The 22,689-nt window shown below is 42.7% G+C and carries 13 protein-coding genes and 1 tRNA gene; 8 read left to right on the top strand and 6 right to left on the bottom strand.

What is annotated here, in order from left to right; genetic code table 11:
• Positions 1–83: 83 nt before the first annotated feature.
• Positions 84–1,943 carry a (E)-4-hydroxy-3-methylbut-2-enyl-diphosphate synthase gene (ispG, locus tag D1614_RS09920; RefSeq protein WP_119437752.1) on the bottom strand — a complete coding sequence of 620 codons (1,860 nt, stop codon included), beginning with the start codon at positions 1,941–1,943 and terminating at the stop codon, positions 84–86.
• A 91-nt stretch (positions 1,944–2,034) separates the two neighbouring features.
• On the opposite strand from ispG, the gene gldA reads away from it, so the two are divergent.
• The 8 genes from gldA (at position 2,035) to dcd (ending at position 11,650) form a co-directional block, all read left to right on the top strand.
• Positions 2,035–2,949, top strand: coding sequence for a gliding motility-associated ABC transporter ATP-binding subunit GldA (gldA, locus tag D1614_RS09915; protein ID WP_119437751.1), 915 nt, complete (start codon positions 2,035–2,037; stop codon positions 2,947–2,949).
• A gap of 569 nt (positions 2,950–3,518) precedes the next feature.
• Positions 3,519–5,315 (top strand): sensor histidine kinase, encoded by a 1,797-nt coding sequence (locus D1614_RS09905; protein WP_119437749.1) that lies wholly within the window; start codon positions 3,519–3,521, stop codon positions 5,313–5,315.
• The gene (locus tag D1614_RS09900; RefSeq protein WP_119437748.1) at positions 5,312–6,082 is read left to right on the top strand and encodes a LytR/AlgR family response regulator transcription factor; all 771 of its coding nucleotides are present in this window, start codon (positions 5,312–5,314) and stop codon (positions 6,080–6,082) included. Before D1614_RS09905 ends, D1614_RS09900 begins: the two co-directional genes overlap by 4 nt.
• Positions 6,083–6,321: 239 nt before the next feature.
• Positions 6,322–7,575 carry a methionine adenosyltransferase gene (gene metK / locus D1614_RS09895; RefSeq protein ID WP_119437747.1) on the top strand — a complete coding sequence of 418 codons (1,254 nt, stop codon included), beginning with the start codon at positions 6,322–6,324 and terminating at the stop codon, positions 7,573–7,575.
• A gap of 139 nt (positions 7,576–7,714) precedes the next feature.
• Entirely contained in the window at positions 7,715–8,824 is a 1,110-nt protein-coding gene (locus D1614_RS09890; protein ID WP_119437746.1) for a universal stress protein, read from the top strand.
• Positions 8,825–8,969: 145 nt separating this feature from the next.
• A tRNA-Met gene (locus tag D1614_RS09885) sits at positions 8,970–9,042 on the top strand.
• A gap of 852 nt (positions 9,043–9,894) precedes the next feature.
• The gene (locus D1614_RS09875) at positions 9,895–11,067 is read left to right on the top strand and encodes a hypothetical protein (protein WP_119437744.1); all 1,173 of its coding nucleotides are present in this window, start codon (positions 9,895–9,897) and stop codon (positions 11,065–11,067) included.
• Positions 11,054–11,650 carry a dCTP deaminase gene (dcd, locus tag D1614_RS09870; protein ID WP_119437743.1) on the top strand — a complete coding sequence of 199 codons (597 nt, stop codon included), beginning with the start codon at positions 11,054–11,056 and terminating at the stop codon, positions 11,648–11,650. Before D1614_RS09875 ends, dcd begins: the two co-directional genes overlap by 14 nt.
• Before the next feature lie 499 nt (positions 11,651–12,149).
• On the opposite strand, the gene bglX is transcribed toward dcd, so the two are convergent.
• The 5 genes from bglX to D1614_RS09845 form a co-directional block, all read right to left on the bottom strand.
• The gene (bglX, locus tag D1614_RS09865) at positions 12,150–14,390 is read right to left on the bottom strand and encodes a beta-glucosidase BglX (protein ID WP_119437742.1); all 2,241 of its coding nucleotides are present in this window, start codon (positions 14,388–14,390) and stop codon (positions 12,150–12,152) included.
• 20 nt (positions 14,391–14,410) lie between these two features.
• Positions 14,411–15,700 (bottom strand): glycoside hydrolase family 16 protein, encoded by a 1,290-nt coding sequence (locus tag D1614_RS09860; protein WP_162304460.1) that lies wholly within the window; start codon positions 15,698–15,700, stop codon positions 14,411–14,413.
• A gap of 272 nt (positions 15,701–15,972) precedes the next feature.
• Complete coding sequence (locus D1614_RS09855; RefSeq protein WP_119437740.1) at positions 15,973–17,733, bottom strand: PKD domain-containing protein; 1,761 nt, start codon at positions 17,731–17,733, stop codon at positions 15,973–15,975.
• A 32-nt stretch (positions 17,734–17,765) separates the two neighbouring features.
• A complete protein-coding gene (locus tag D1614_RS09850; protein ID WP_162304459.1) occupies positions 17,766–19,364 on the bottom strand; it encodes a RagB/SusD family nutrient uptake outer membrane protein in 1,599 nt (532 codons plus the stop codon).
• A gap of 38 nt (positions 19,365–19,402) precedes the next feature.
• On the bottom strand, positions 19,403–22,474 hold the full coding sequence (locus D1614_RS09845; protein WP_162304458.1) for a SusC/RagA family TonB-linked outer membrane protein: 3,072 nt from the start codon (positions 22,472–22,474) through the stop codon (positions 19,403–19,405).
• Positions 22,475–22,689: the final 215 nt, after the last annotated feature.

Here is a 22,689-nt window from a genome sequence, read left to right as displayed (position 1 = left end):
AATCCAACCCGTCCAATCAGTCATTTCAAACTAAAACCGCTTGATGCTATTTCGCAAAAAACACGAGGATTATTGATTCGACACTAATCCACCGGATCTTTCCAGTCGCCGTTTTCACGAATCAGTTGCTCCAGTTCTTCCACAGCATCTTCGTACGGGATGTGCCGTTTTATTGGTTTCAAACCTTTGTACAGGTTTACCTTGTTGTTTCCGGCACCCACAAAACCATAATCCACATCGCCCATTTCGCCGGGTCCGTTTACCACGCAACCCATAATCCCGATCTTCAAATGATCGAGGTGTTTGAAATGTTCCTTGACCTGCTTGGTGGTTTCGTGCAGGTTAAACAGCGTTCGTCCGCAACCCGGGCACGAAATAAATTCGGTTTTTGACACCCGCATACGGCTGGCCTGCAAAACGCCAAAACTCAGGTCTTTCAGCTCGGTGAACGTGATATTTTCGTGGTCGTTCGAAATACAGATACCATCTCCGTAACCATCGATCAGCAAACCGCCCAAATCGGCAGAAGACTTGATCTGCAGGTCTTCGAGGCGACTTTCGTTGTAGCGGCGATACAAGATTACCGGCACCTTCCAGATGTGTGTTTCCAGCGCCATAAAGAAGGCACGGAGTTCCGCCATCGGGTTGGCATTGAAACTCTCCAGTATCAGCACCGTTTTACGTGTCTGTTTGAGTTTCATGATAATTTCAGGGTGAAGGTCCATAAACTTGTCGAACTCGGCTTTGTTGGTGCGGATAAATTTCATCCTTCCCCAACGCGTACTTTCAAACAAGTATTCTTCGAGCGTTATCACCGGGTATTCTTCACCTTCGATATCCAACACACGGTTGCCTGACAAGAAATACTCGGGAATCAGTTTCCCGCGGATCGGAATCATTTCACGCAAACTGTGGTCGCCCAAATCGGCTACTACCACCGGGAGTTGTTTTCCGCCCATGTTCAGCACCGGGCGCGTATCGCGACGTTCGTATTCAAACGGGTTCGTTTGCCCGATCATCGGCGCCGTTATGGGTGCATGGTTCTGGTAAGTTCTGAAATGGTTGACCAGTTTCATGGCCACCGGAATCTCGTTGATCGGTTTTTCGGTCAGCGAAATTCTTACGGTATCACCAATCCCATCGGCCAAAAGAGCTCCGATCCCAACCGCCGATTTCAGGCGGCCGTCTTCTCCTTCTCCGGCCTCGGTTACCCCGAGGTGGAACGGGAACTGCATATCTTCGAGGCGCATTTTGAAATTAAGCAAACGCGCCGTATAAACCATCACTCGGGTGTTACTCGATTTGATGGAAACCACCACATTGTTGAAATTCACTTTCTTACAAATGCGAAGGAATTCCAGCACCGATTCCGCAATACCTGCAGGCGTGTCGCCAAAACGGCTCATCACCCTGTCGGACAACGAACCATGATTGGCCCCGATCCGAAGACAGGTATTCGTTTTTCTCAGCACCTCAAGAAAAGGAACAAACTGCTTCTCGATGATTTCGAGTTCGTTTTTGTACTCTTCGTCGGTGTATATTTTATTCTTGAACTGCGCTCTCTTGTCGTAAAAATTACCGGGGTTGATACGCACCTTGGAAACATATTGAGCAGCCACTTCTGCCAAACGCGGATTAAAATGAATATCGGCCACCAGCGGGGTATTGTATCCTCTGCCAACCAACTCCTTTTTAATAATTTGCAGGCTTTCGGCGTCCTGCATGCTTTTTACGGTAACCCTTACATAATCGGCTCCCGCCTTTACTACCCGAATAATCTGCTCCACTGTTGCATCCGTATCACTCGTATCAGTATCGGTCATGGTCTGAATACGAATCGGATTACTTCCTCCCACGGCAACACCTCCAATATTCACTTCGGTAGTATCCTGCCGCTGATATTTGGTAAGGTCTTGAATGTAGTTGAAATGACGGTCCTTCATTTAATTAAATCTGTTAAGCTGAACTGCAAATTTAAGTGAATGCTTCTAAAATAAAAACATTCCGCTATTTTTGTTCATTCCAAATAAGCAAATGAGCATCGAAACCCGAAATATCAGCAAATTATACGGAAAGCAACGTGCATTGGATACGGTAAGCTTATCTGTCAGAAAAGGTGAATTAGTTGGTTTTCTGGGACCTAACGGAGCAGGAAAATCTACAATGATGAAAATCATTACCGGCTACCTGCCTGCCGATTCGGGAGAGTTTCTTATTCATGGCGAAAAGGTTTTGCCCGGCGATCTGGCTTACAAAAAAGACATTGGCTACCTGCCTGAACACAACCCGCTCTACCCCGACCTGTACATCAAGGAATACCTCGAAATTACGGCCGGTTTTTACGGACTGAAAAACGTAAAGAAACGGGTGGCCGAAATGGTGGAGCTTACCGGCCTGGGATTGGAACAGCATAAAAAAATTCGTGCTCTCTCGAAAGGCTACCGCCAGCGTGTGGGGCTGGCACAAGCCCTGATCCATGATCCGTCGATTCTGATTTTGGATGAACCAACCACCGGGCTCGATCCCAACCAGCTGGAAGAAATCCGCCACCTGATCCGCACCATCAGCCGCGAAAAAACGGTGATCCTTTCGTCGCACATTATGCAGGAAGTAGAGGCTGTCTGCAACCGGGTGATCATTATTAACCGGGGAAAAATTGTAGCCGACGGTAGCATCTCGGAAGTAAAATCGGGAAGCCTTCAGCAAAACCAGGTGGTATTTGCCGAGTTTGCCACCCCGGTTGGGCACGAGAGTTTATTGCAGATTCCCGGAGTGCAAAATGCGCTTCCAAACGGAAACGGCTGGGAACTGGAAGCCGCATCCGGAGCAGATATCCGGGCCGCTGTATTTGAATTTGCCGTACAAAACCAACTTACACTTCTCACACTTCACGAGAAACAGAAAAACCTGGAGAACGTTTTTCATCAGTTGACACAGAATAAGATTTGATACACGAGTCGCGAGATGCGAGACAACCGGTTCCACAAATGCCATCCAATATCTCATTAACAGCCCGATTCGGTTGTGAATACTCCTTTGGTGAAAGCAATTAGCTGCCAGATAATAAATTAGATGAATAACTGCGTTACCCAAGCCGCCTGGTTTATCGTTACAACTGAGCAATATATGAACAGATAACGGACATGTTTATGAAATACTCACCCTGATTATTACTTCGTAAAAATCAGAGGCTGTCCAAAAAGTTGGTAAAATCAATTTCACGCAAAGACACAAAAGAAGCGCAAAGGTCGCAGAATCCTCATACTCAGCTTCTCCTTTTGCGTACTTTTTAGTAAATCTTGGCGCGCTTTGCGTGATATTCACTTTTGGGACAAGCCCATGAGGGAGAGTTTCTTTAACTATGATATGCAAGATTGGATATTTATAAGACAACTGTAAAAACGAATTCTATTAAAAGAAAAAGCAGAATATTCCCTAAATTCAGCACTTCATCGGAAAAAGCTGAATTAGCAAATGATAACACTGTTTATTTGACCCAAAACTAAAATCTTTCCATTATGAAACAGTTGTTATTTATCCTGATTATATTCTCGATTTCACTAAACACAGTGTCAGCACAGAATAGTTCTGTTAACGAAGACGTTGTCTGGGACATCATCACAGCCAGACTTTTTAGCGATTATAGTTCCTACGCGTACCGTTTCGAAGAGGACATCCGCATACAACTAAAAGGGAGTCCCAATCAGGAAGATTCTACCATCTTTCAAACACTTATAAATGATTTAAACTCCTTAACCGAAACGGTTCAAGTAACGTTGGTAAAGGATAGTGCCAATTTTATTATATCAATATTACCTTCTAATGATGGGTTAGGTCTAAATCAAGATATGGACACAGAAGAGTATGTGATCCAAAAAGTTGAATTAGATTTCAATCTTCGTTATATAAACTCATACGAAGAAAAGTTAAGAGACTACTACTTTTATACCATTCGAAGCCTTACCAAATTATTTCACTTTGATGCTGACATTATCGGCTATGGAGGGATATTTTACTATAAAGACAAGCCTGAATACATAGCCTTTTCCGACATCGATAAAGAAATCATCAAAAAATTATATTCCACAAATTTTTATCACGACTTAAAGAAGAACACCATCAAAACATATGGTTATCTATATTATTGGAACATCCGGTACAAATCAACCCTAAAGTTTTTTCTTACTTTTATTTCAATAATTATTGCAGCTATAGGATTACTTTTTATACAATCCAGATATGTAAAAAAAACTACTCATAAACTAAAAGACTACTTCAAAGCCGGATTTCTTGTATTGATTTTAACAGGCCTCATCTACTGGATATTCATACTTCCGGCATTCATTAGCTCACAAAGCACACACTATTTCTCCAATCTTGCATTCTTTATTTTAGCTTATCTGCCTTTAGGTTTAATTGCAATTCCATTCCTATATTACAGTGAACGTTTCTTATTAAAGAACAGTCAAAAGTTCCTTCAGCGACAAACCATTATTTTCTTTACCACAATCATCGCATTTCTAATGGGTCATTTGTTTGAAATTTTAATATTTATAGCACTTCAGCATCTAAATTTCACAAACATCTCGACAAAACCGGGCCTTATCAGCCCAACATTTGCTCTTGCTGCAATTATCACTGCATTTTTACGCATACTGCTTAATTGGTCCAACCATCGTATCCAAAGCATGGTAAACCAAAAAGATGTGGAAATAGCCAAAATGAAAGAACTGAAAAACCAGGCCGAATTAAATGCCCTGCACTCGCGTATCAACCCGCATTTCCTGTACAATTCGTTGAATTCAATCGCCAGTCTGGCGCATATCGATGCCGATAAAACCGAAAACATGGCCACGGGACTTTCGGAACTGTTCCGGTACTCGATCAATAAAGAAAACAAAACCTTTGTAACGGTTGCCGAAGAGCTGGAAATGGTTAAAAAATACCTCGAGATTGAAAAAAACCGTTTTGGTGACAAACTGGTGTACGAGATTCATTCCGATGAAAGTACGCTTGAAAAACAAATCCCAAAATTTCTGATTCAGCCGCTGGTGGAAAATGCGATAAAACACGGGCTCTCAAAAATAAAAAGCACAGGGAAAGTTTCCGTTGAAGTGAAACGGATTGAAAAAAACCTGATAATAAGCATTGCAGACAATGGCCCCGATTTTCCGGCAGAACCGGTGAGCGGTTACGGACTGCAAAACCTGCACGACAAACTCGACATAATTTATGGAAACGACGCCCGTATTAACTGGGAAAACGGAGAAAACAAACACATTCGGATAATCCTGAAAAATCAGTTCAACCAATGAAACTCAACCAACCCTGGAAAACGATAATTGTTGACGATGAACCCCTGGCGCGTTTGCGTTTGCAAACCTTGGCCGGAGAACACCCGGATAAGTTTGAAATAATTGCCGAAGCCGAAAACGGTGAGGAAGCGATTGAAAAAATCAACCGGCTACACCCTGAGTACATTTTCCTGGACATTCAAATGCCCGTAATCAGTGGATTTGATGTACTGAAGAAACTGGACTACCTCCCAAAAGTAATTTTTTGCACGGCCTACGACGAATTTGCTTTGCAGGCTTTCGATACGAACTGTATCGACTACCTGGTAAAACCACTAACGAAAGAACGGTTTGCCAAAACCATTGCCAAACTGAATCAGCTCAACGAAAACAGTCCGGAAATTGACCTCAACAAACTAATTGCACAGTTTAACCGGGAACACAGGAAAAATGAAGCCACTTCGCTTCCGGTAAAAGTTGGCGACCGCGTGATTTTTGTCCGGCTCGACGAAGTATCCTACATTCAGGCCGATGAGAAATATGTTACCGTTGTTACCAAACATGCCAAGTCATACGTACTGGATTCGAGCTTAAAGAGACTGGAAGAAAAATTGCCCGACTATTTTATCCGGGTACATAAATCCTTCCTCGTCAATAAAAATTTACTGAAAGAAATAAGGAAGCATTTCAACAACCGCTTTGTTTTGATCCTTGACGATTACAACCAGAGCAAAATTACCAGCGGCAGAAGCTATTATCCGGATATTAAAGCAATGTTTGAATTGTAAGTCGCAGTTTTTAATTCACTGAATAGAAATTTCATTATCCGGAATAAATTCAAATAAGTCTTTTTTTATTCAAAATAAACACCTTACATTTGTGCCCGCTACGTGGAAAGATTTGAGATTGATTGCAACCACATGAAAAAAACGCTAAAACAATCGCATTTTTCACTATCAATCGAACATCCCGCAGTTTTATTTAATGTTTAACATGCTGAACGTTTTCAGCTTAAAAAAGGGATTTTATGCATTATTTATTTACAAGCGAATCGGTTTCTGAAGGTCATCCGGACAAGGTTTCCGATCAGATTTCAGACGCATTGCTCGACCAGTTTCTGGCATTCGATGCTGACTCAAAAGTAGCCATTGAAACACTGGTAACTACCGGGCAGGTAGTTGTTGCCGGCGAAGTAAAATCAAAAACGTACGTGGACGTACAGGAAGTGGCCCGTAAGGTGATCAACGACATAGGCTACACCAAGGCTGCTTACCGTTTCGACGGTGATTCGTGCGGTGTGCTTACCGCCATTCACGAACAAAGTGCCGACATCAACCGCGGCGTTGACAAGCAAGACAAAGACGACCAGGGCGCCGGCGACCAGGGAATGATGTTTGGTTACGCCTGCAAAGACACCGACAACTACATGCCGTTGACGCTGGAATTGTCGCACCTGATTTTACTGGAACTGGCCGACATTCGCCGCGAAGAAAAAACGATGACTTATCTTCGTCCGGATGCCAAATCGCAGGTAACGGTGGAATACAACGAAGCAAACGAGCCGGTAAAAATCCACACCATTGTGGTTTCTACGCAACACGACGAGTTTGACGCCGACGAGCCTATGCTTGCTAAAATTAAAGAAGACGTGATCAACATTTTGATCCCCCGCGTAGTAGCCAAACTTCCGGAACGTGTTCAGAAATTATTCGGAAACGATATTATTTACCACGTAAACCCAACAGGCAAATTTGTGATTGGCGGGCCACACGGCGATACCGGACTTACCGGCCGCAAAATTATTGTGGATACTTACGGGGGCCGCGGAGCTCATGGCGGCGGCGCTTTCTCGGGCAAAGACCCGTCGAAAGTAGACCGTTCGGCAGCTTATGCATCGCGCCACATAGCCAAAAACCTGGTAGCTGCGGGTGTTGCTGACGAAGTGCTGGTACAACTGGCTTATGCCATTGGTGTTGCCCAGCCGGTGGGTGTTTTTGTAAATACCTACGGCCGCTCGAACGTAAACATTGGCGATGCTGAGATTGCTGAAAAAGTAAAAGCCATTTTCGACCTGCGCCCGTCGGCCATCGAAAAAAGACTGGCATTGCGCAACCCAATTTACCTGGAAACAGCTGCTTACGGACACATGGGACGTACTCCGTCGACCGTTACCAAAACCTTTGAATCTCCATACTTCGGAAAAGTGGAAAAAGAAGTGGAACTGTTTACCTGGGAAAAACTTGATTTTGTAAATCCGATTAAAGAAGCTTTCGGAATCTGATTCCGAGGGAAGTGTTAGTAATACGCACACGGGGCGGTTCGATATTCGGACCGCCCTTTTTGTTGTCGTTTTTTGAAACATAATATCTATTCATCTCGAATACAAGAACGGGAAATAAGAACAACAAAAACTAAAAGTCATGGAAGAAAAACTGGTTACTCTGGTTGTATTGCCCTATTCAAAAGCACATATATTCAAGATGATGCTCGAAGAAAAGGGCGTTAATTGTGAACTCGAAGATATCTACCTGATTCAGGGTGAAACATCTGCTACTGTTAGGATTAAGATCCTTGAAAAAGACATTCCAAGAGCTGTTTACGAACTCGAAGAATTTCTGGGAACAAAAGTTTCCATTACGAAACAAGAAGAAAGCAGCAGTTTGAAGCAAATCCTTGTTCCGGTTGATTTTTCAGAAGCTTCCAAAAAAGCGGCCCGTCTGGCGGTTGACATTGCCACTCACCTGAAAGCGGACCTGGTTTTTATGCACAGCTTTATTAATCCGATTATTCATTCGGTGCCTTACAGCGATATTTATGCTTTCGATTCCAGTACGCTGTTTAAGATCGAACACGCCGAGAAAACTGCCAACGAAGATTTTCAGACCTTTATTCAGGAACTGTCGAAGGAAGTGGGCGATGAAGTATGGAAATCAGTGGAAACCTATTACATCATCAAATCGGGCTATCCCGAAGAAGATATTCTGGCTTATGCTCGTAAAAACCGTCCGTTGCTGATCGTTGTCGGAAGCGGTGGCGACAACTATCCGCACGGCATTGTGGGCAGCGTAACCGCCGATATTATGTACAACGCCAATGTGCCGGTTTTGGTGATCCCGAAAAATGCGCCGGAAAAGAAAGTTACAGCGTTTAACAATGTTCTGTATGCGACCAATTTTGATGAAAAAGACTTTGTGGCCATCGATAAACTACTCGATCTGCTTCAGCCTTTCGAAATACAACTGACCTGTGTGCACGTGGGACAACCCCGTCAAAACGGCTGGGACCTGGCCCGTTTGGAAGGAATGCGCGAGGTACTTCAGAAAAAATACGAGAAGCGAAACTTCAATTGTCAGCTGCTCGAGGGCAACGATGTGCTGAATTCGATCGAAGAATACATCAAAAATTCGGAAGTGGACCTTTTGTCGCTGACATCGCACAAAAGAAATATGATTTCGCGGCTTTTTAACCCGAGCATCGCCCGTGAGATGGTATTTCACAGTAACACACCGCTTTTGATCTTTCATGCATAGATAAAGCGGGCAGGATAAGAGGCTTTATTTTTACTCAAAATGATTCCAAATAAAAAGGAATTGCAAACTTTTTTGCAGATTATAAAAAAGCTGTTATATTTGCACCCGCGTTCAAGAAGACATTTCAACAGAAATAAAGATACATTGCGGGGTGGAGCAGTTGGCAGCTCGTCGGGCTCATAACCCGAAGGTCATCGGTTCAAGTCCGGTCCCCGCTACTCAGAAGCCGGTTTTTAACCGGCTTTTTTATTTTCCAAATCCCAACTTTATTCCATTTCGTGAACTAATCCATTTTACCCAAGCGGCATAAATTCCGATTCCGTCGATAAAACCGGATCAATTGAACTTTCTGTGGGGATACTAATTTTTATGTTCCGACTTTTAGTTTAAAAAAGTAGTAATGGTTGCAAACAAAGCAATTGGTGCAAGGATTAGCCTCATGATCCAATAGCATACTTTCAGAAAAGCATTTATTAATATAAGTCTAATGATATCTGGAAAAAGTATAGTTAAAAAATCGACTATTTGTGAAAAATGAAGATGAAATACCCCCAGATGTGAACACAGTTGAGTTAATAATAATGAATTTAAATAGCTTATTCTTATTTTTTTAATTATATTCTTGCCATATATTTAAACCATAATTACATTTTTATCGTTTATTCGTTACGAACAAAACATTTTTTTTACCTATGAATGTTTTTAGGCATGGATATTGAACTACGTTTTATGTAACTTTAGAAACACCAAAAAACTTTTAAAATGCTTCACTCAGCAACTTCATCCAAACCAACTTTTAGCACATTTCAGCTATTTGTCTATCAAATACTGAATGGCAATAACGTTTACAAAAATTCCGTAGACAATATTATTTCTGAAGCTTATTCTCTATCAAAAGGTGATAAAAACATGTACACTGTTAATCGTTCATATTTTGCTTTAATTTATCATTTAAGTACACGTTTTACGGAATTCTTAAACACAATTGATATTCAAAACATCAAAAATGAGGAATATCAATACCTCTATGATAAAATGCAAAATGAGAGTGAGTTGATAATGCACTAAGAATGGAGGTCCAAGCACTAAGATTACATTTCAGCCAACTCATAAAAGCTTGGGAAAAATCCAAGCACAATACTTATTTTGATAAAGGGAAAGATCATTATCAAGAAACTTTAAAATATTTAATAAAAGCGATTAGCGACGAAAACTTTACTCTTTTCAATTCTGCTCAAATTGAAGAAAGAAGAAGAATAATAAATTTCATTTTCAAAAGTCTTGGAATATTAGATTCCAGTACAACAAATCAGTTCCCATTTGAAATCATACACTGTTTGCAACATGCCCTAGACGAATGGGTTGACCCTTCTAATGAAAAGTTTGTAATAGTTACATCGCTAATTAATAGTTATGATGATTTTTACAGCTTTGACGGAAATCTTGCTCTAGATGATGTAGCTTATAATATTATTCAAAAAGTATATAACCTAACATTTGAATATCGGTTAATTCAGATAAATCTACCAAAATTTCTTGCCAGAGATTATTTTTCAAACATAGTTCTTTATCATGAACTCGGTCATTTTATTGATTTTAAATACCAAATTACCGCTCCATTCGCTATTGAAATACAAGATAAATACAATAACAAAAAATATAATGCTTCAGATTTAGTTGAATTTCAAAAGTTCTTTCCATACGAATTTTGGAAAAGAGAATATTTAGATGTATTAACCTCGCACCTTCGAGAATATTTTAGTGATCTTTTTGCAGCTCAATATATAGGCAAATACTCAGAGAATTTGTTGAACTATGTATCCGGTGGACCTCTAGCTGCTCACGCAATAAGTGGAACACACCCTTCAACAAAAAACCGGGGAGATTTGGTCAAAGATTTTTTAAAAAATAATAGTAGCACATTCATTAATGATCTTAAGGTTGCTATTAACTTGACTTCTGGAAAAGAACTTAAAGTTAGGTACTCCTCTGAAATAAAAAATTCAAATTTGATTAAACTTCTACCTATTGAAATAAAAACCGGAGACGAATTGAGTTCAGTATTTGTTGCTGCATGGGAATTGTACGATACATATACTAATCAAATAGAAAAGCAAAATAATTTTAAATATCCACTTATATCTTCCAAGGTTTATGAAATAATCAACAACCTTGTGGAAAAGTCTATAGGAAATTACATTGTAACTTCAAATTGGGAAAAATCAAAAAATGTTCTTAGCTAAAAATCAACTCGAAAAACTTATCAAACAAGAAAAGCTGATAATCAGCCCATTACTTGACAATTCTCAAATCAACGAGATGACTATTGACTTTAGGCTCGGATATGATTTTCTTGTTTCGATTCAGGGCAGACATCCATATTTAAACTCTGCAAGCCATATTCCAACAGATGGAGCATTTTATCATTTTTTTCAAGAAACTAGAAGAAACTTTGGAGATACTTTTCTTTTTCACCCGGGACAAACTGTATTAGGTGCAACTTTGGAATATGTTAAGCTCCCCGAAAATGTTTCTGCAATTTTATCTCCACGAAGCTCATACAACAGACTCGGAATTAATTTGTCAACTGTAATACAGCCGGGATATTGTGGGTGTTTTTCATTAGAAATAACAAATACAAGCCACAATCCTATTAAAGTTCGAGTTGGTGCCACTATGTTTCAAGCCAGATTTGTAAAGACAAAAAAAACAAACTATTTCTCAAAAGAACGAAAATATATTTGCTCTGTTAAACCTGAAATTTCAGGAGCCAATAAAGATCAGGATTTAAAACTTTTGGAATTAATTAATAAACCAATAAGTTAAAATCATAAGTATGTATTTTAAAGATTCCTACCTCTCCATTCTTATTTGACTTTCTTCTAATACAAACAAAACAACGGTACAATTATTTGACAGAAAATAATTGAATGCAAAAGTAACCGGGGTACATTTTCCCAAATCCTACAGGGAAGGCTACATGAAGACGCCCCCGTTTAACGATTGAACATTGGATGATCAATAGAAATTTTTGGAGGTAACTTGGAAAAAGAATTACTCATAGTGCTAGTTTCATGAAAAGACGTTGGAAAATTCCAATCTCTTTTTTATATCCTTTGCCTTGAAAAGAGACCTTCTCTTAGATTATTTGTTGTGTTGCCGGTTTACCTCAAGGTAAAAGCGCCGCAAAATATGCCGAGCGGATTCAAAAAAAAGGCCGCCTTACGACGACCTTACTCCCTCAATTGATTTGTAGCTTTTGCTACTCAATATGCCCCTTTCTCTGTCTATCCAGCCGAACAAAAGCGGCTGGAGACAAGCTATTTTATTTCAACACAAATGCACCCTGCAAACCTTCCGCTGAATTTGGCCCGATCCATACATCAAAATCACCGGGTTCAATTACATAAGCCTTCCCGTTAAAAAACTGCAAGTCTTCGGGCTTAAGCTGAAACGACACTTTTCGCACATCGCCGGGTTTTAGATTGATTTTATCAAAACCTTTTAATTCTTTGATCGGACGCGTCAGTGTTCCCACTTTATCGTGTACATACAGCTGAACGATCTCTTCTGCCTCGAAATTCCCCACGTTTTTTACATCTGCCGAAACCGTGATCGAACCGTCTTTTGTCATTTCTCCGGAGGAAAGCACCAGGTTGCTGTACTGAAACTCGGTGTAAGTCAATCCATACCCAAAAGGAAGCAGCGGTGAAATACCGTAATCAAGATGCATCGATTTAAAACCAAGCGACAGCTGTTTCGAGTTACGCGGAATATCGTCGATGTAGATAAAATCGTCTTCCGTTGCCGGGCGTCCCGTGTTTTTCCGGTAATAATAAAACGGAATCTGGCCCGCTCCCTTTACAAAAGTCACTGGCAACTTACCCGATGGCGAGAAGTCACCAAACAAAAGATCAGTGATTGAAGGCCCCGCCATGGTTCCCGGATGCCAGGCATACAAAACGGCATCGGCCATTTCCAGCTCGGCACCAATAGCAAGCGGTCTTCCGGCCATCACCACCAGCACAAGCGGTTTTCCTGTCTTTTTCAGCTCAGTAATCAACTGGGTTTGAATACCCGGCAGATTAATGATCCCGCGCGCATTGGCTTCGCCTGAAAGAATCGCTTCTTCCCCGGCAAAGAACAGGATGGCATCAGAAGTTTTTGCAGCGGCTAAAGCATCCGCAAATCCTTTGGTTGATTTGTCGCGACTGTACTCCAATCCCGGAGAATAATTCATCCGATTCCCCAACATTTGCCCAATTGCGGCCCGCGGGGTTGTAGAATCATCTTCATTCCCATCAAAAACCCAGGTTCCGAGCTGATCGCGCGGAGCATCAGCCAATGGCCCGATAACCGCCAAACGCTGAACAGATTTTGAAATGGGCAAAGTATTGTTTTTGTTTTTTAGCAACACCATGCTTTTTCGAGCCATTTCGCGGGCTTCAGCCAAATGCGATGCTGCCAGAATAGTATCGCTTGATACCATTTGGTCGTAAGGTTTTGTAAACAGCCCCAGTTTCATTTTTGCCCGGAGAATATTGCCCACACACTCGTCAATCAGCTGCTCTGAAACAACTCCCTCTTCAATCAGCGATTTTAGATTTTCGACATAGCAAGTGGTCGCCATCTCCATATCAACACCAGCTTTTACCGCAATTTCGGCGGCCTGTCGTTTATCGGCTGCAAAACCGTGATTGATCATTTCTTCTATCGATCCCCAGTCACTGACCACCATTCCGTCGTATTTCCATTCGTCACGTAAAATTTGTTTCAGCGTAAATTCGTTTCCCGATGTGGGCACTCCATTTAAATCATTGAAAGCTGACATAAACGTAAGCACTCCGGCATCCTGGGCAGCTTTAAAAGGACGCAAATGCACATTGCGCAAGAGCGGCTCGGGAATGTAGGTGGTGTTGTAATCGCGACCGGCTTCGCTCATACCATAACCAACGTAATGCTTGGCACAGGCTGCAATTGCCGTTGGGTCGTCCACATTTCCCTGAAAACCTTTTACCATGGCTGCGGCAAACAGCGATGTCAGATACGGATCTTCGCCACAGCTTTCGGCAATGCGCCCCCAGCGTGGATCCCAGGTAATGTCCATCATTGGAGCAAAAGTCCAGTTAATTCCCATCGACGACGCTTCAACCGCGGCAATACGCATCGATTTTTCTGCTGCCTCCGGCTCCCAGGAAGAAGCCATTCCGAGCGGAATCGGGAAAATGGTACGATAGCCGTGAATTACATCGCGGCCAAACAGCAACGGTATTCCATGCTTGCTTTCCTGCAGGGCTATGCGCTGTAACTCCCCCACTCTTTCGGGGCCCACCACGTTCAACACCGACCCCACCTTTCCATCGCGAATCGCCTGTTTAAGTGCTTCTTCGGTGGGATAAAATCCGTCAGAAACCTGCTGCATCTGCCCGATTTTTTCATCCAATGTCATTTGTCTGACCAGTTCCTGAACCTTCTCTTCTTCTGTCCCCTTGTCTTTGTTTTGAACAGTGGTACAAGCTGTGCCCAAAAGCATGAACACAATAAATATCAAACCATTAAATTTCATACCTGCAATTTTATTATTCCCTAATCCTCCTGAAATACCTTCATATAATCCACCTCCATGCTTTGCGGAAAAATGGTGTTGTCCACTCCCTGCGCACCTCCCCAGTTACCTCCGACGGCCACATTCAGGATAAAAAACTGTGGCTTGTCAAAAGGCCAGTTCTCGGCAGTTTTGTTGGAGGGAGCATACCGGTGTGTCACATTTTCAGGGGTATCGGTATAAAAGATCATTTCTTTTTCGGTCCAGATCAGACCATAAATATGGAACTCTTCCTCGGCGGTTTCGAGTGTTTTGCTGCTGCCACTGCCGTTTCCACCAAAGCCTGCCGATGTGTGCACGGTGGCATGAATGGTATTGGGCTGGTAACCCACGTATTCCATAATGTCGATTTCGCCACAGGCAGGCCAGCCCACGCTTCCTATATTGCCTCCCAACATCCAGATAGCCGGCCAGATTCCGGTTCCCGACGGGAGCTTGGCCCGAATCTCCATTCGTCCGTAGGTAAATTCTTTTTTGCCGCCGGTGATCATTCGCGTTGATGTGTAAGAACCAGCCACCTTGTTATCATTTACTTTCCTGGCCGTGATCGTTAATATTCCATCTTTTACTTCGGCGTTATCACCAGCCGTGTAATTCTGAAGTTCGTTGTTTCCCCAGCCTCCTGAACCTGTTTCAAAAGTCCAGTTGTTGGTATTAACTGCATTTCCGTCAAACTCATCCGACCAAACCAACGAGAATTTTGAATAATAATCCGGATCGTTGGAGGCAATCGAAACCGTTTGTTTGGAAGAGTATGTAACGCCGTTTTTGACAAGCTGCAATTCAACTTCATAATTTCCTGAATAAGGAAAATATGCCACTGCGTTGCTTTGATTCTCTATTACTTTGTTTCGGTACACCCATTTAAATGAATCGAAAGTGCCGACAGAAGTGTTAGCAAGGTTTACGTAGTTGGGCCGGGCTCCATCCACGGTTGCTGTGAAGGAAACCACCAAATCATTCTTCGAAATCGTCACAGTTTGAGACGTCGATTTTCGGTCGCCTTCCAACCCGATCAACTCCAGCGAAACCACGTAATTTCCTGCTTCGGGATAATAAACTTCAAAGGTTTGCGATTTTGTAGTGCTTACTTCTGTGCGACCATTCCCAAAGTTCCAGTTTAACAGGTGATACTCACCTTCTGACTGGTTTGTAAAACGCACGTGATTCTCGTCTATAAAATCGTATTTAAAACCGGGAGTAAACATATCACTGGCCTCGTCGCCTCCGCAACTGCCAAGAGCCATTACACTAAACAGCAGTAATAACATATTTCTGAAATTCCAAAGTCCCATTAATTTTTGCACCACCATCACTCACCTTATTTTGTTGATTCTTAAGCCCATTGTTATTCGCTCATTTCTTTCCCAAGCCCATATCATCACAATCTGCCGACTTGACTACTCAGACTCAATTCCACCCCAACTAACTCTCCTCATTTTTCCACAGGACAACTAATCACGACCTTTTTCCTTTTTGGTCGAAGCAGTTTTAGTGTGTAGAGAAGAGGGGAGAAAACTCCCCTCTCTTATTTAATCAAACACTATCTTACCTTAGCAGATTTGATACCCTCAACGTGCGGGCCTGCCAACTCATCGAAATAGAATTCATGCGTTCCTGCTCCGTTTCCGGGATTGAGCATTATGCGAATTACGTTGTAAAAATCGTGGCTGACTGCAGCATTCGAATCTGTTACGTCGTTTGTAAAGAAACCACCAGCAGAGCCATTGTTTGCTATTCCTTTGAAGTTGTATTCCACTACTTCCCAGGTATCATTTTGCTGAATGGTATAAGTCAGTTCAACACCTGACATCCAGGCGTCTCCCCCCCAATCGGTATTCTCCAGTTTTAATAAAACTACATCACCCGCTTTACCATAAACCTGTATTTTAAAGGTGCTTAACTGGCGCAAGTCGAAGCGATAGCCCGACGGTAGTTGCATAAATGCATTGGCCCACGGATTATCTGTTTTAGAATAGAAAGCGACTTTTGTACTCTTGTTCGGGTACAGGCGCATTGGATTGTCAACAGTTTCAACGGCGCAATCCTGACCTTGTACAGCAGCCATAATTACTTCACTAAAATCGTTGTACATTACCATCTCATCCAACAGAAATTCTTCGTAATCCGGATGGTTCTCCGTAATTTCAAGAGTCTGTGTCTCCGTATAAACTCCCAGCGAAGTAGTTGTAGTAACCGTTATGGTATAGGTCCCCTTACGCATATAGGTGTTGGTAAACACTTCGTTTACATCCGTAGATTCCTGCACTGTTCCGTTTCCAAAATCAACTGAAATATTATCAATCGACTGGCCTGAAGGAATATTATTCACTGTAAAATGAACTTCGTAAGCATTTACTCCACTTCCAGCCTGAACATCCACCGCATATTCTATTTTAGGAGGTTCGTATCCTTTGGGAATTAGAAGATAGTACCAACGGTTGCCGTCGCCACCAATACAACTCAACGCGAGTTTATTTTCGGTAAGTTCATCAATTCTGAACTCATTGTCAACAGCGCCATAGTCAAAGCCAAAAAAGGCGGGTGTTTCTGAACTCAAGATAAGATAATCACCATCCGCTTTGTTCGTTATAGTCCAAGTAGCTGGCGAAGGACTATAGCTCACCCTACAATCGGCTTCTCCGTATAGCGGTTCCGGATTTGAGTAATAGGGCAAGTCTTTCCTGAAATCTTTAACATAGGAATCGCCATTGTTATTGAAATCAAAAACAAATCCCTCAATTTTAAACACAAACTCATCGTCGTAGGCTCCTGAGTTTGTTTTTTGAAGCGGATTAGCTCCCCACCATTCAGGCCAGGTACCTCCGGCAGGGCCAATTCCAAAATGCCCCCATGTAAGACTATCCACAACCCATGCTTTGCCTTCAGTTGCATTTGCTCCACCACTTAAGAAAACGTATTTCTCATCGGTGAAAATTGAGTAGTCGGTTTCGGTGGTGGTATGCGTTTTTGTAATTGAACTGCTGCCTCCGTTTGTCAGAATGGTCATGGTAATGGTATAGTCACCCGGAAGCGGATAATAAGCAGTTGCCGAAGATGATTTAACCGTTGCTCCGTTTCCCAGATTAAAACTTACGGCACTAATTCCGCTAACTTGCGGACTAACCAGATCGATTTTAAAATGGAAAGCATCGGCACCCGGGGCAATAGAGAAGTCCATTGTTGAAGGATCAGGCGGAAGGTTGGTACTTGATTCCGGACCGTCTTCCATGTAGGGCTCGCAGCCAAACATTACAATCAGTGCGAAAAGCCACATTAAATTGAAATATTTTTTATTCTTCATTTTTGTCCTTTTAAAAGATTAAACCATGCGCCCTACTTGTAAGCAGGAACCATTTGCTGTAAAACTCCCTGGTTGGTATTGCGAATTTCACTGGCCGGTATCGGGAACATTCCCCAGGTATCGGCTTTGAACGTACGAGGTGTGAAATGAGAAGGATTCGGAACATCGCCCGGCACATTAAAGCTGGCGTTGATTTTTTGTGCTGCGTAGTCGTTTCCTCTTCTCAGCAGGTCCCATTTGCGCAGTCCTTCCAATCCAAATTCAACACGACGTTCGTGATAAATATCGTCGAGAGTAATCGCCGACTTAGCTGCTCCGGCTCCCATTGAGCGGGTGCGAACTTCGTTGAAATAATCCAGCGATTTTGAAGGATTATCCGTCAGGTAGAGCTCAGCTGCCATCAGCAGAACATCGGCATAGCGGATGTCCATAAAGTTGCGCGGAAAATTGTGGCTATTGTCTCCTCCCGAGCCGATGTAGGCATTCAATGCCATGTATTTATTATTGAAATATCCCGTATTCATAAACGCCCGGGTATACTCAGTCAACTTGGTTTCAGCATTGTACAGTGTCACATCTTTTCTTGGGTCACCGCTTTCAAACTCATTCAGCAAGCTCCAGGAAGGAACCGAGAACGACCATCCGGGAAATACTCTTCCATTGTCGCCATCAGGGTTACGAGGCCCCACCCAAACACTTGAGAAGTTACCGTTAATGTTCCAACCTCCCCAGTCGCCTGATTTTGCTTTCTCTGAATACTGAATCTCCAGTATCGACTCCTGGTTGTTCTGGTTGTCCCAGCTCCACAATTCGGCATAATCAGTCACCAAAGAATATGCTTTGCTGGTGATTACTGCTTCAAGAGCATTCTGCGCATACGTTTTATCAATGGTGGTGGTCCCGTTCGACCAGTTCCCAACACCCAGCACCGGTTTTGCAAACCCTTCGTGATACAGGTAAATCCTTGCTATCAAGGCCTGAACAGCGCCTTTGGTAATACGACCTGTTTCTTCAGAAGAAACCGTAACCGGCAAAACTGCGACAGCTTTCAAAAGATCGTCGGCAATTTGTGCAAACAACTCTTCCGGAGTATTTTGCGGAAGATTTTTGTAATCTTCTACCGAAGGCAGAACCTCGGTGATGATTGGAGTATAGCCATAATGGCGCACAAGATCCCAGTAAAAATAGGCTCTCAGAAACAAGGTTTCGGCTTCCAGTCTTTCTTTCATCCCTTCAGTTTCCCAGGTTACATTTTCCTGTTTTTGCAGGTAAAGATTGGCCCGGTAAATTCCCGAATAACACCGGTTCCACAGGTCAGAAGCAGAATTGTTTTCAGGTTCCATTTTGAACATTTCCATGTCTTGCCACTGGCTCATGTCGCTGATGTTTGAACCACCGCAAAAAGCATCGTCAGAGAAAATATCCGACATAGTAGGAACAAACTGCCAGTTTTGTACCGAATAAGCATCGTACACGGCAGCCACAGCCAGCAGGGCCTGTTCTTCGTTCTGGTAGTAATTGGCTTCTACCTGCCCGGTTTTAGGCTCCAGTTCAAGAAAGTCTTTTGAACAAGACACTTGCAGGAAAACCAAAGCAACGAGACTCAGAATATATATTGTTTTGTTTTTCATCTGTTTTAATTTTAAATAGTTGATCATTCAGAACACGCTTAGAAAGTAATATTAACCCCTCCGAGCACTGTGCGTGCCTGCGGATAAATACCATGATCGATACCGTTGCCAAATACACCTCCACCAATCTCAGGATCGTAGCCATCGTATTTGGTAAATGTGAGCAGGTTTTCTGCGGACACATAAAAACGGACACGGTCTATTTTCAGGTAACTGGTCACAGTTTTGGGCAAGGTATACCCCAGGGTAACGTTCCGAAGCCTTACAAAACTTCCGTCGTGAACAAAGAAATCGCTCACGGTTTTCATGTTTTGATTATCATCCACAAAAGTTACGCGCGGATACTCATTGGATGTTCCGGGTCCTGTCCAGCGATTCAGCCAATCTGAGCGGTAGTTGGTTCCGTTCATATCGTAACGACGGGTTGCATCGTATACTTCCTGCCCAAGAGCCGCATACAAAAAAGCTGTAAAATCAAATCCTCCGTATTCAAGTGTCAGGTTCAAACCACCTGTAAAATCAGGATAAGGAGATCCTAAATCCATATAGTCGTCAGGAGAAATCTGTCCGTCACCATTTGCATCCACAAAACGAATGTCTCCTGGTTTGGCGTTTGGCTGAATCAGTCCGCCTTCGTTATTGGTGTAGGCATTAACTTCTTCTACTGTCTGGAAAATACCATCGGTTTTTGCCCCCCAGAAAATTCCCATTGGGGTACCAACAGCTGCATACAATACTCCCGACTGACCAAAACCTCCGTCACCTCCTTGCAGGCGTTTCTCTGCATTCTGAATGTCGAGTACTTCGTTTTTATTATAAGCACCATTGATAGATGCACTTACATACAGCTTACCTAATTCTTTCCGGTAGCTTACTTCTGCTTCAAAACCTGAGTTGCGAACCTTACCTCCGTTGATGGTTGGAGCCGAGTTCCCCACCAACATCGGAACGGGAGCTGTCACCAACCAGTCTTTTGTGGTTTTCACGTAGTAATCAAGAGACACGCGCAAACTGTTTTCCAGCGTTGCCATATCGATACCAAAGTTGGTTTGTTCTGAAGTTTCCCATTTCAATGATGGGTTAGCAATTCGGGTGGGTTGCGTTCCGTTGTACTGGGTTTTACTATCACCAAAATAATAGATGTTTTGGTTGCCAATAATCGAAGTATAGCCAAAATCACCGATGTTTTCGCTACCGTTCTGCCCCCAGCTGGCGCGAATTTTCAGCAGATCCAGCTTGTCAGCCAAGCCTGCCATAAAATCTTCGCGGGAAAGCACCCAGCCCATCGAAACCGACGGGAAGTAACCGTATTTGTTTTCCGATCCAAAGCGGGAAGAACCGTCGCGTCTGAGCGTAGCTGCAAACATGTAACGGTCTTTATAGTCGTAATTTAAACGACCGAAAACAGAAGCAACCGTATGCTCCGAGAATCCACCGTAAACGTTCATACTTTCCGGATCGGTTGCATTATCAATATATGAATGTCCCAGGTCATCAAAAATTACATCCTTTTTACTTCCACCCACATTATCATACTGATTCTTAAATCCGGTAGTACCTGCCATCAAGGTAAAATGATGATCCTGAATGGTTTTGTCGTAAGTCAATACATTTTCAAAGTTCCAGCGGGTATAAAGCTCCATATGCCGGCTTGCCTCATCCGTAATCGTAAAATGAAGTGCATCCAGGTAATAATAAGGCCGGTACCCTCTTCCGTCAACCAATGCCAATTCGCCGCTGTAGGACGATTTGAAAGTCAGGCCATTCAATGCCTCCACCAGTTTTCCAAAATCGACTGTACCGGTAAGGCCCCCGATAAACTTGCTTGTTTTTGTTTCGTGATTAAGCTGATCCAGCAAAGCAATGGGGTTTGTGATCTCCTGCAATCCAATGCCGAATTGCTCGGGGGTTGACCATGAACCATCGCCGTTGGTTACCGGAACAATCGGAGGCATGTTGATAGCCTGTGCCAAACCATTTCCAAAATGATCATTGGTATCAATCCCCTTGCTGTTTACCCGAACAAGATTGACATTTGTTCCCAGGTTAAAGAAACCAAACTGCGAACTGGTATTCAGGCGAATACTAAACCGCTCGTAATTTGATTTTCCTTTGGCAACAATACCTTCCTGGTTAAAATAATTAAATGACGATGAATAAGTTGTTTTTTGGGTACCTCCGGTAAATGAAAATGAGTGATTCTGCTTAGGAGCATCGTAGTTAAACATTTCGTCCTGCCAATCGGTATCTGCAGTAAAACCAGCAATCTCTTCGTTCGTAAAATACAAAGTTCCGTTACCATTCAAAGAAGCTTCGTTGGTAAGCATAGTGTATTCACGCGCATTTAACAAATTCAGCTTTTTCCATGGATTCTGAACACCGTAATAACCATCGTACGAAACCGTGAATTTTTCGTTGGCATTTCCTTTCTTGGTAGTAATTAAGATAACACCGTTTGCCCCGCGTGCACCGTAAATTGCACTGGAAGCGGCATCTTTCAGAATTTCAATGGATTCGATATCGCCCGATGACAGGAAATCTGTTCCGGCACTGCTCATGGGCAAACCATCAATAATATACAAGGGTTCGGCATCGCCATTGGTACCAATTCCCCTGATACGCACAGAAACCTGGTCGCCAGGCTGCCCCGAATTACCGGCGATAACAACACCGGCGGTTTTTCCTTGCAAGGCTTGCGTTAGCCTCATATCTGATGATTTTTTCAGCTCATCACCATCTACTTTCGCAATGGCTCCGGTTACCAAGCTCTTCTTCTGAACACCGTAACCAACCACTACCACTTCGTCCACATCGAAAGCAGCACTTTCCAACTGAACATTGATTTCTGTTCTTCCGCCAACAGCTACTTCCTGTGTTTTCATTCCTACAAACGAAAACTGAAGAATAGCATCGGCAGAGACTGACAATTGATAAACCCCGTCGATATTAGTAACAGTACCGTTTGTGGTACCTTTTACAACAACCGTAACTCCGGGTAAAGGCTCGTTATCGCCAGCCGAAGTAACCACACCTTTGAGTGCAACTTCCTGGGCAAACAAGCCCACAGAAATAACAGCCCCCAAAAGCAACATGAGAATTTTTCTCATCATTTGTTTTCCTTTCATAGATAAAAGTTTGATGTTAATTTGTAAAATGATGCACGCCAAAATTATAAGCCTTGCCGAGCACAAGGCTCTCCCATAGTCTGATCAAATTGTAAAATCATGCCTGGAGTTTTTAATTGAATAGTTTACTTCATTCATAGATTACTTAGATTTGTTCAATTAGACAATACACCCGGGGAATATCACTTGCATTTTTCGCC

The organism is Maribellus luteus, assembly GCF_003576475.1.
In the GTDB taxonomy this organism is placed as follows: Bacteria; Bacteroidota; Bacteroidia; order Bacteroidales; family Prolixibacteraceae; genus Draconibacterium; species Draconibacterium luteum.
Note: the sequence above shows the minus strand (reverse complement) of the source record. Positions and strands in the feature narration are given on the sequence as shown.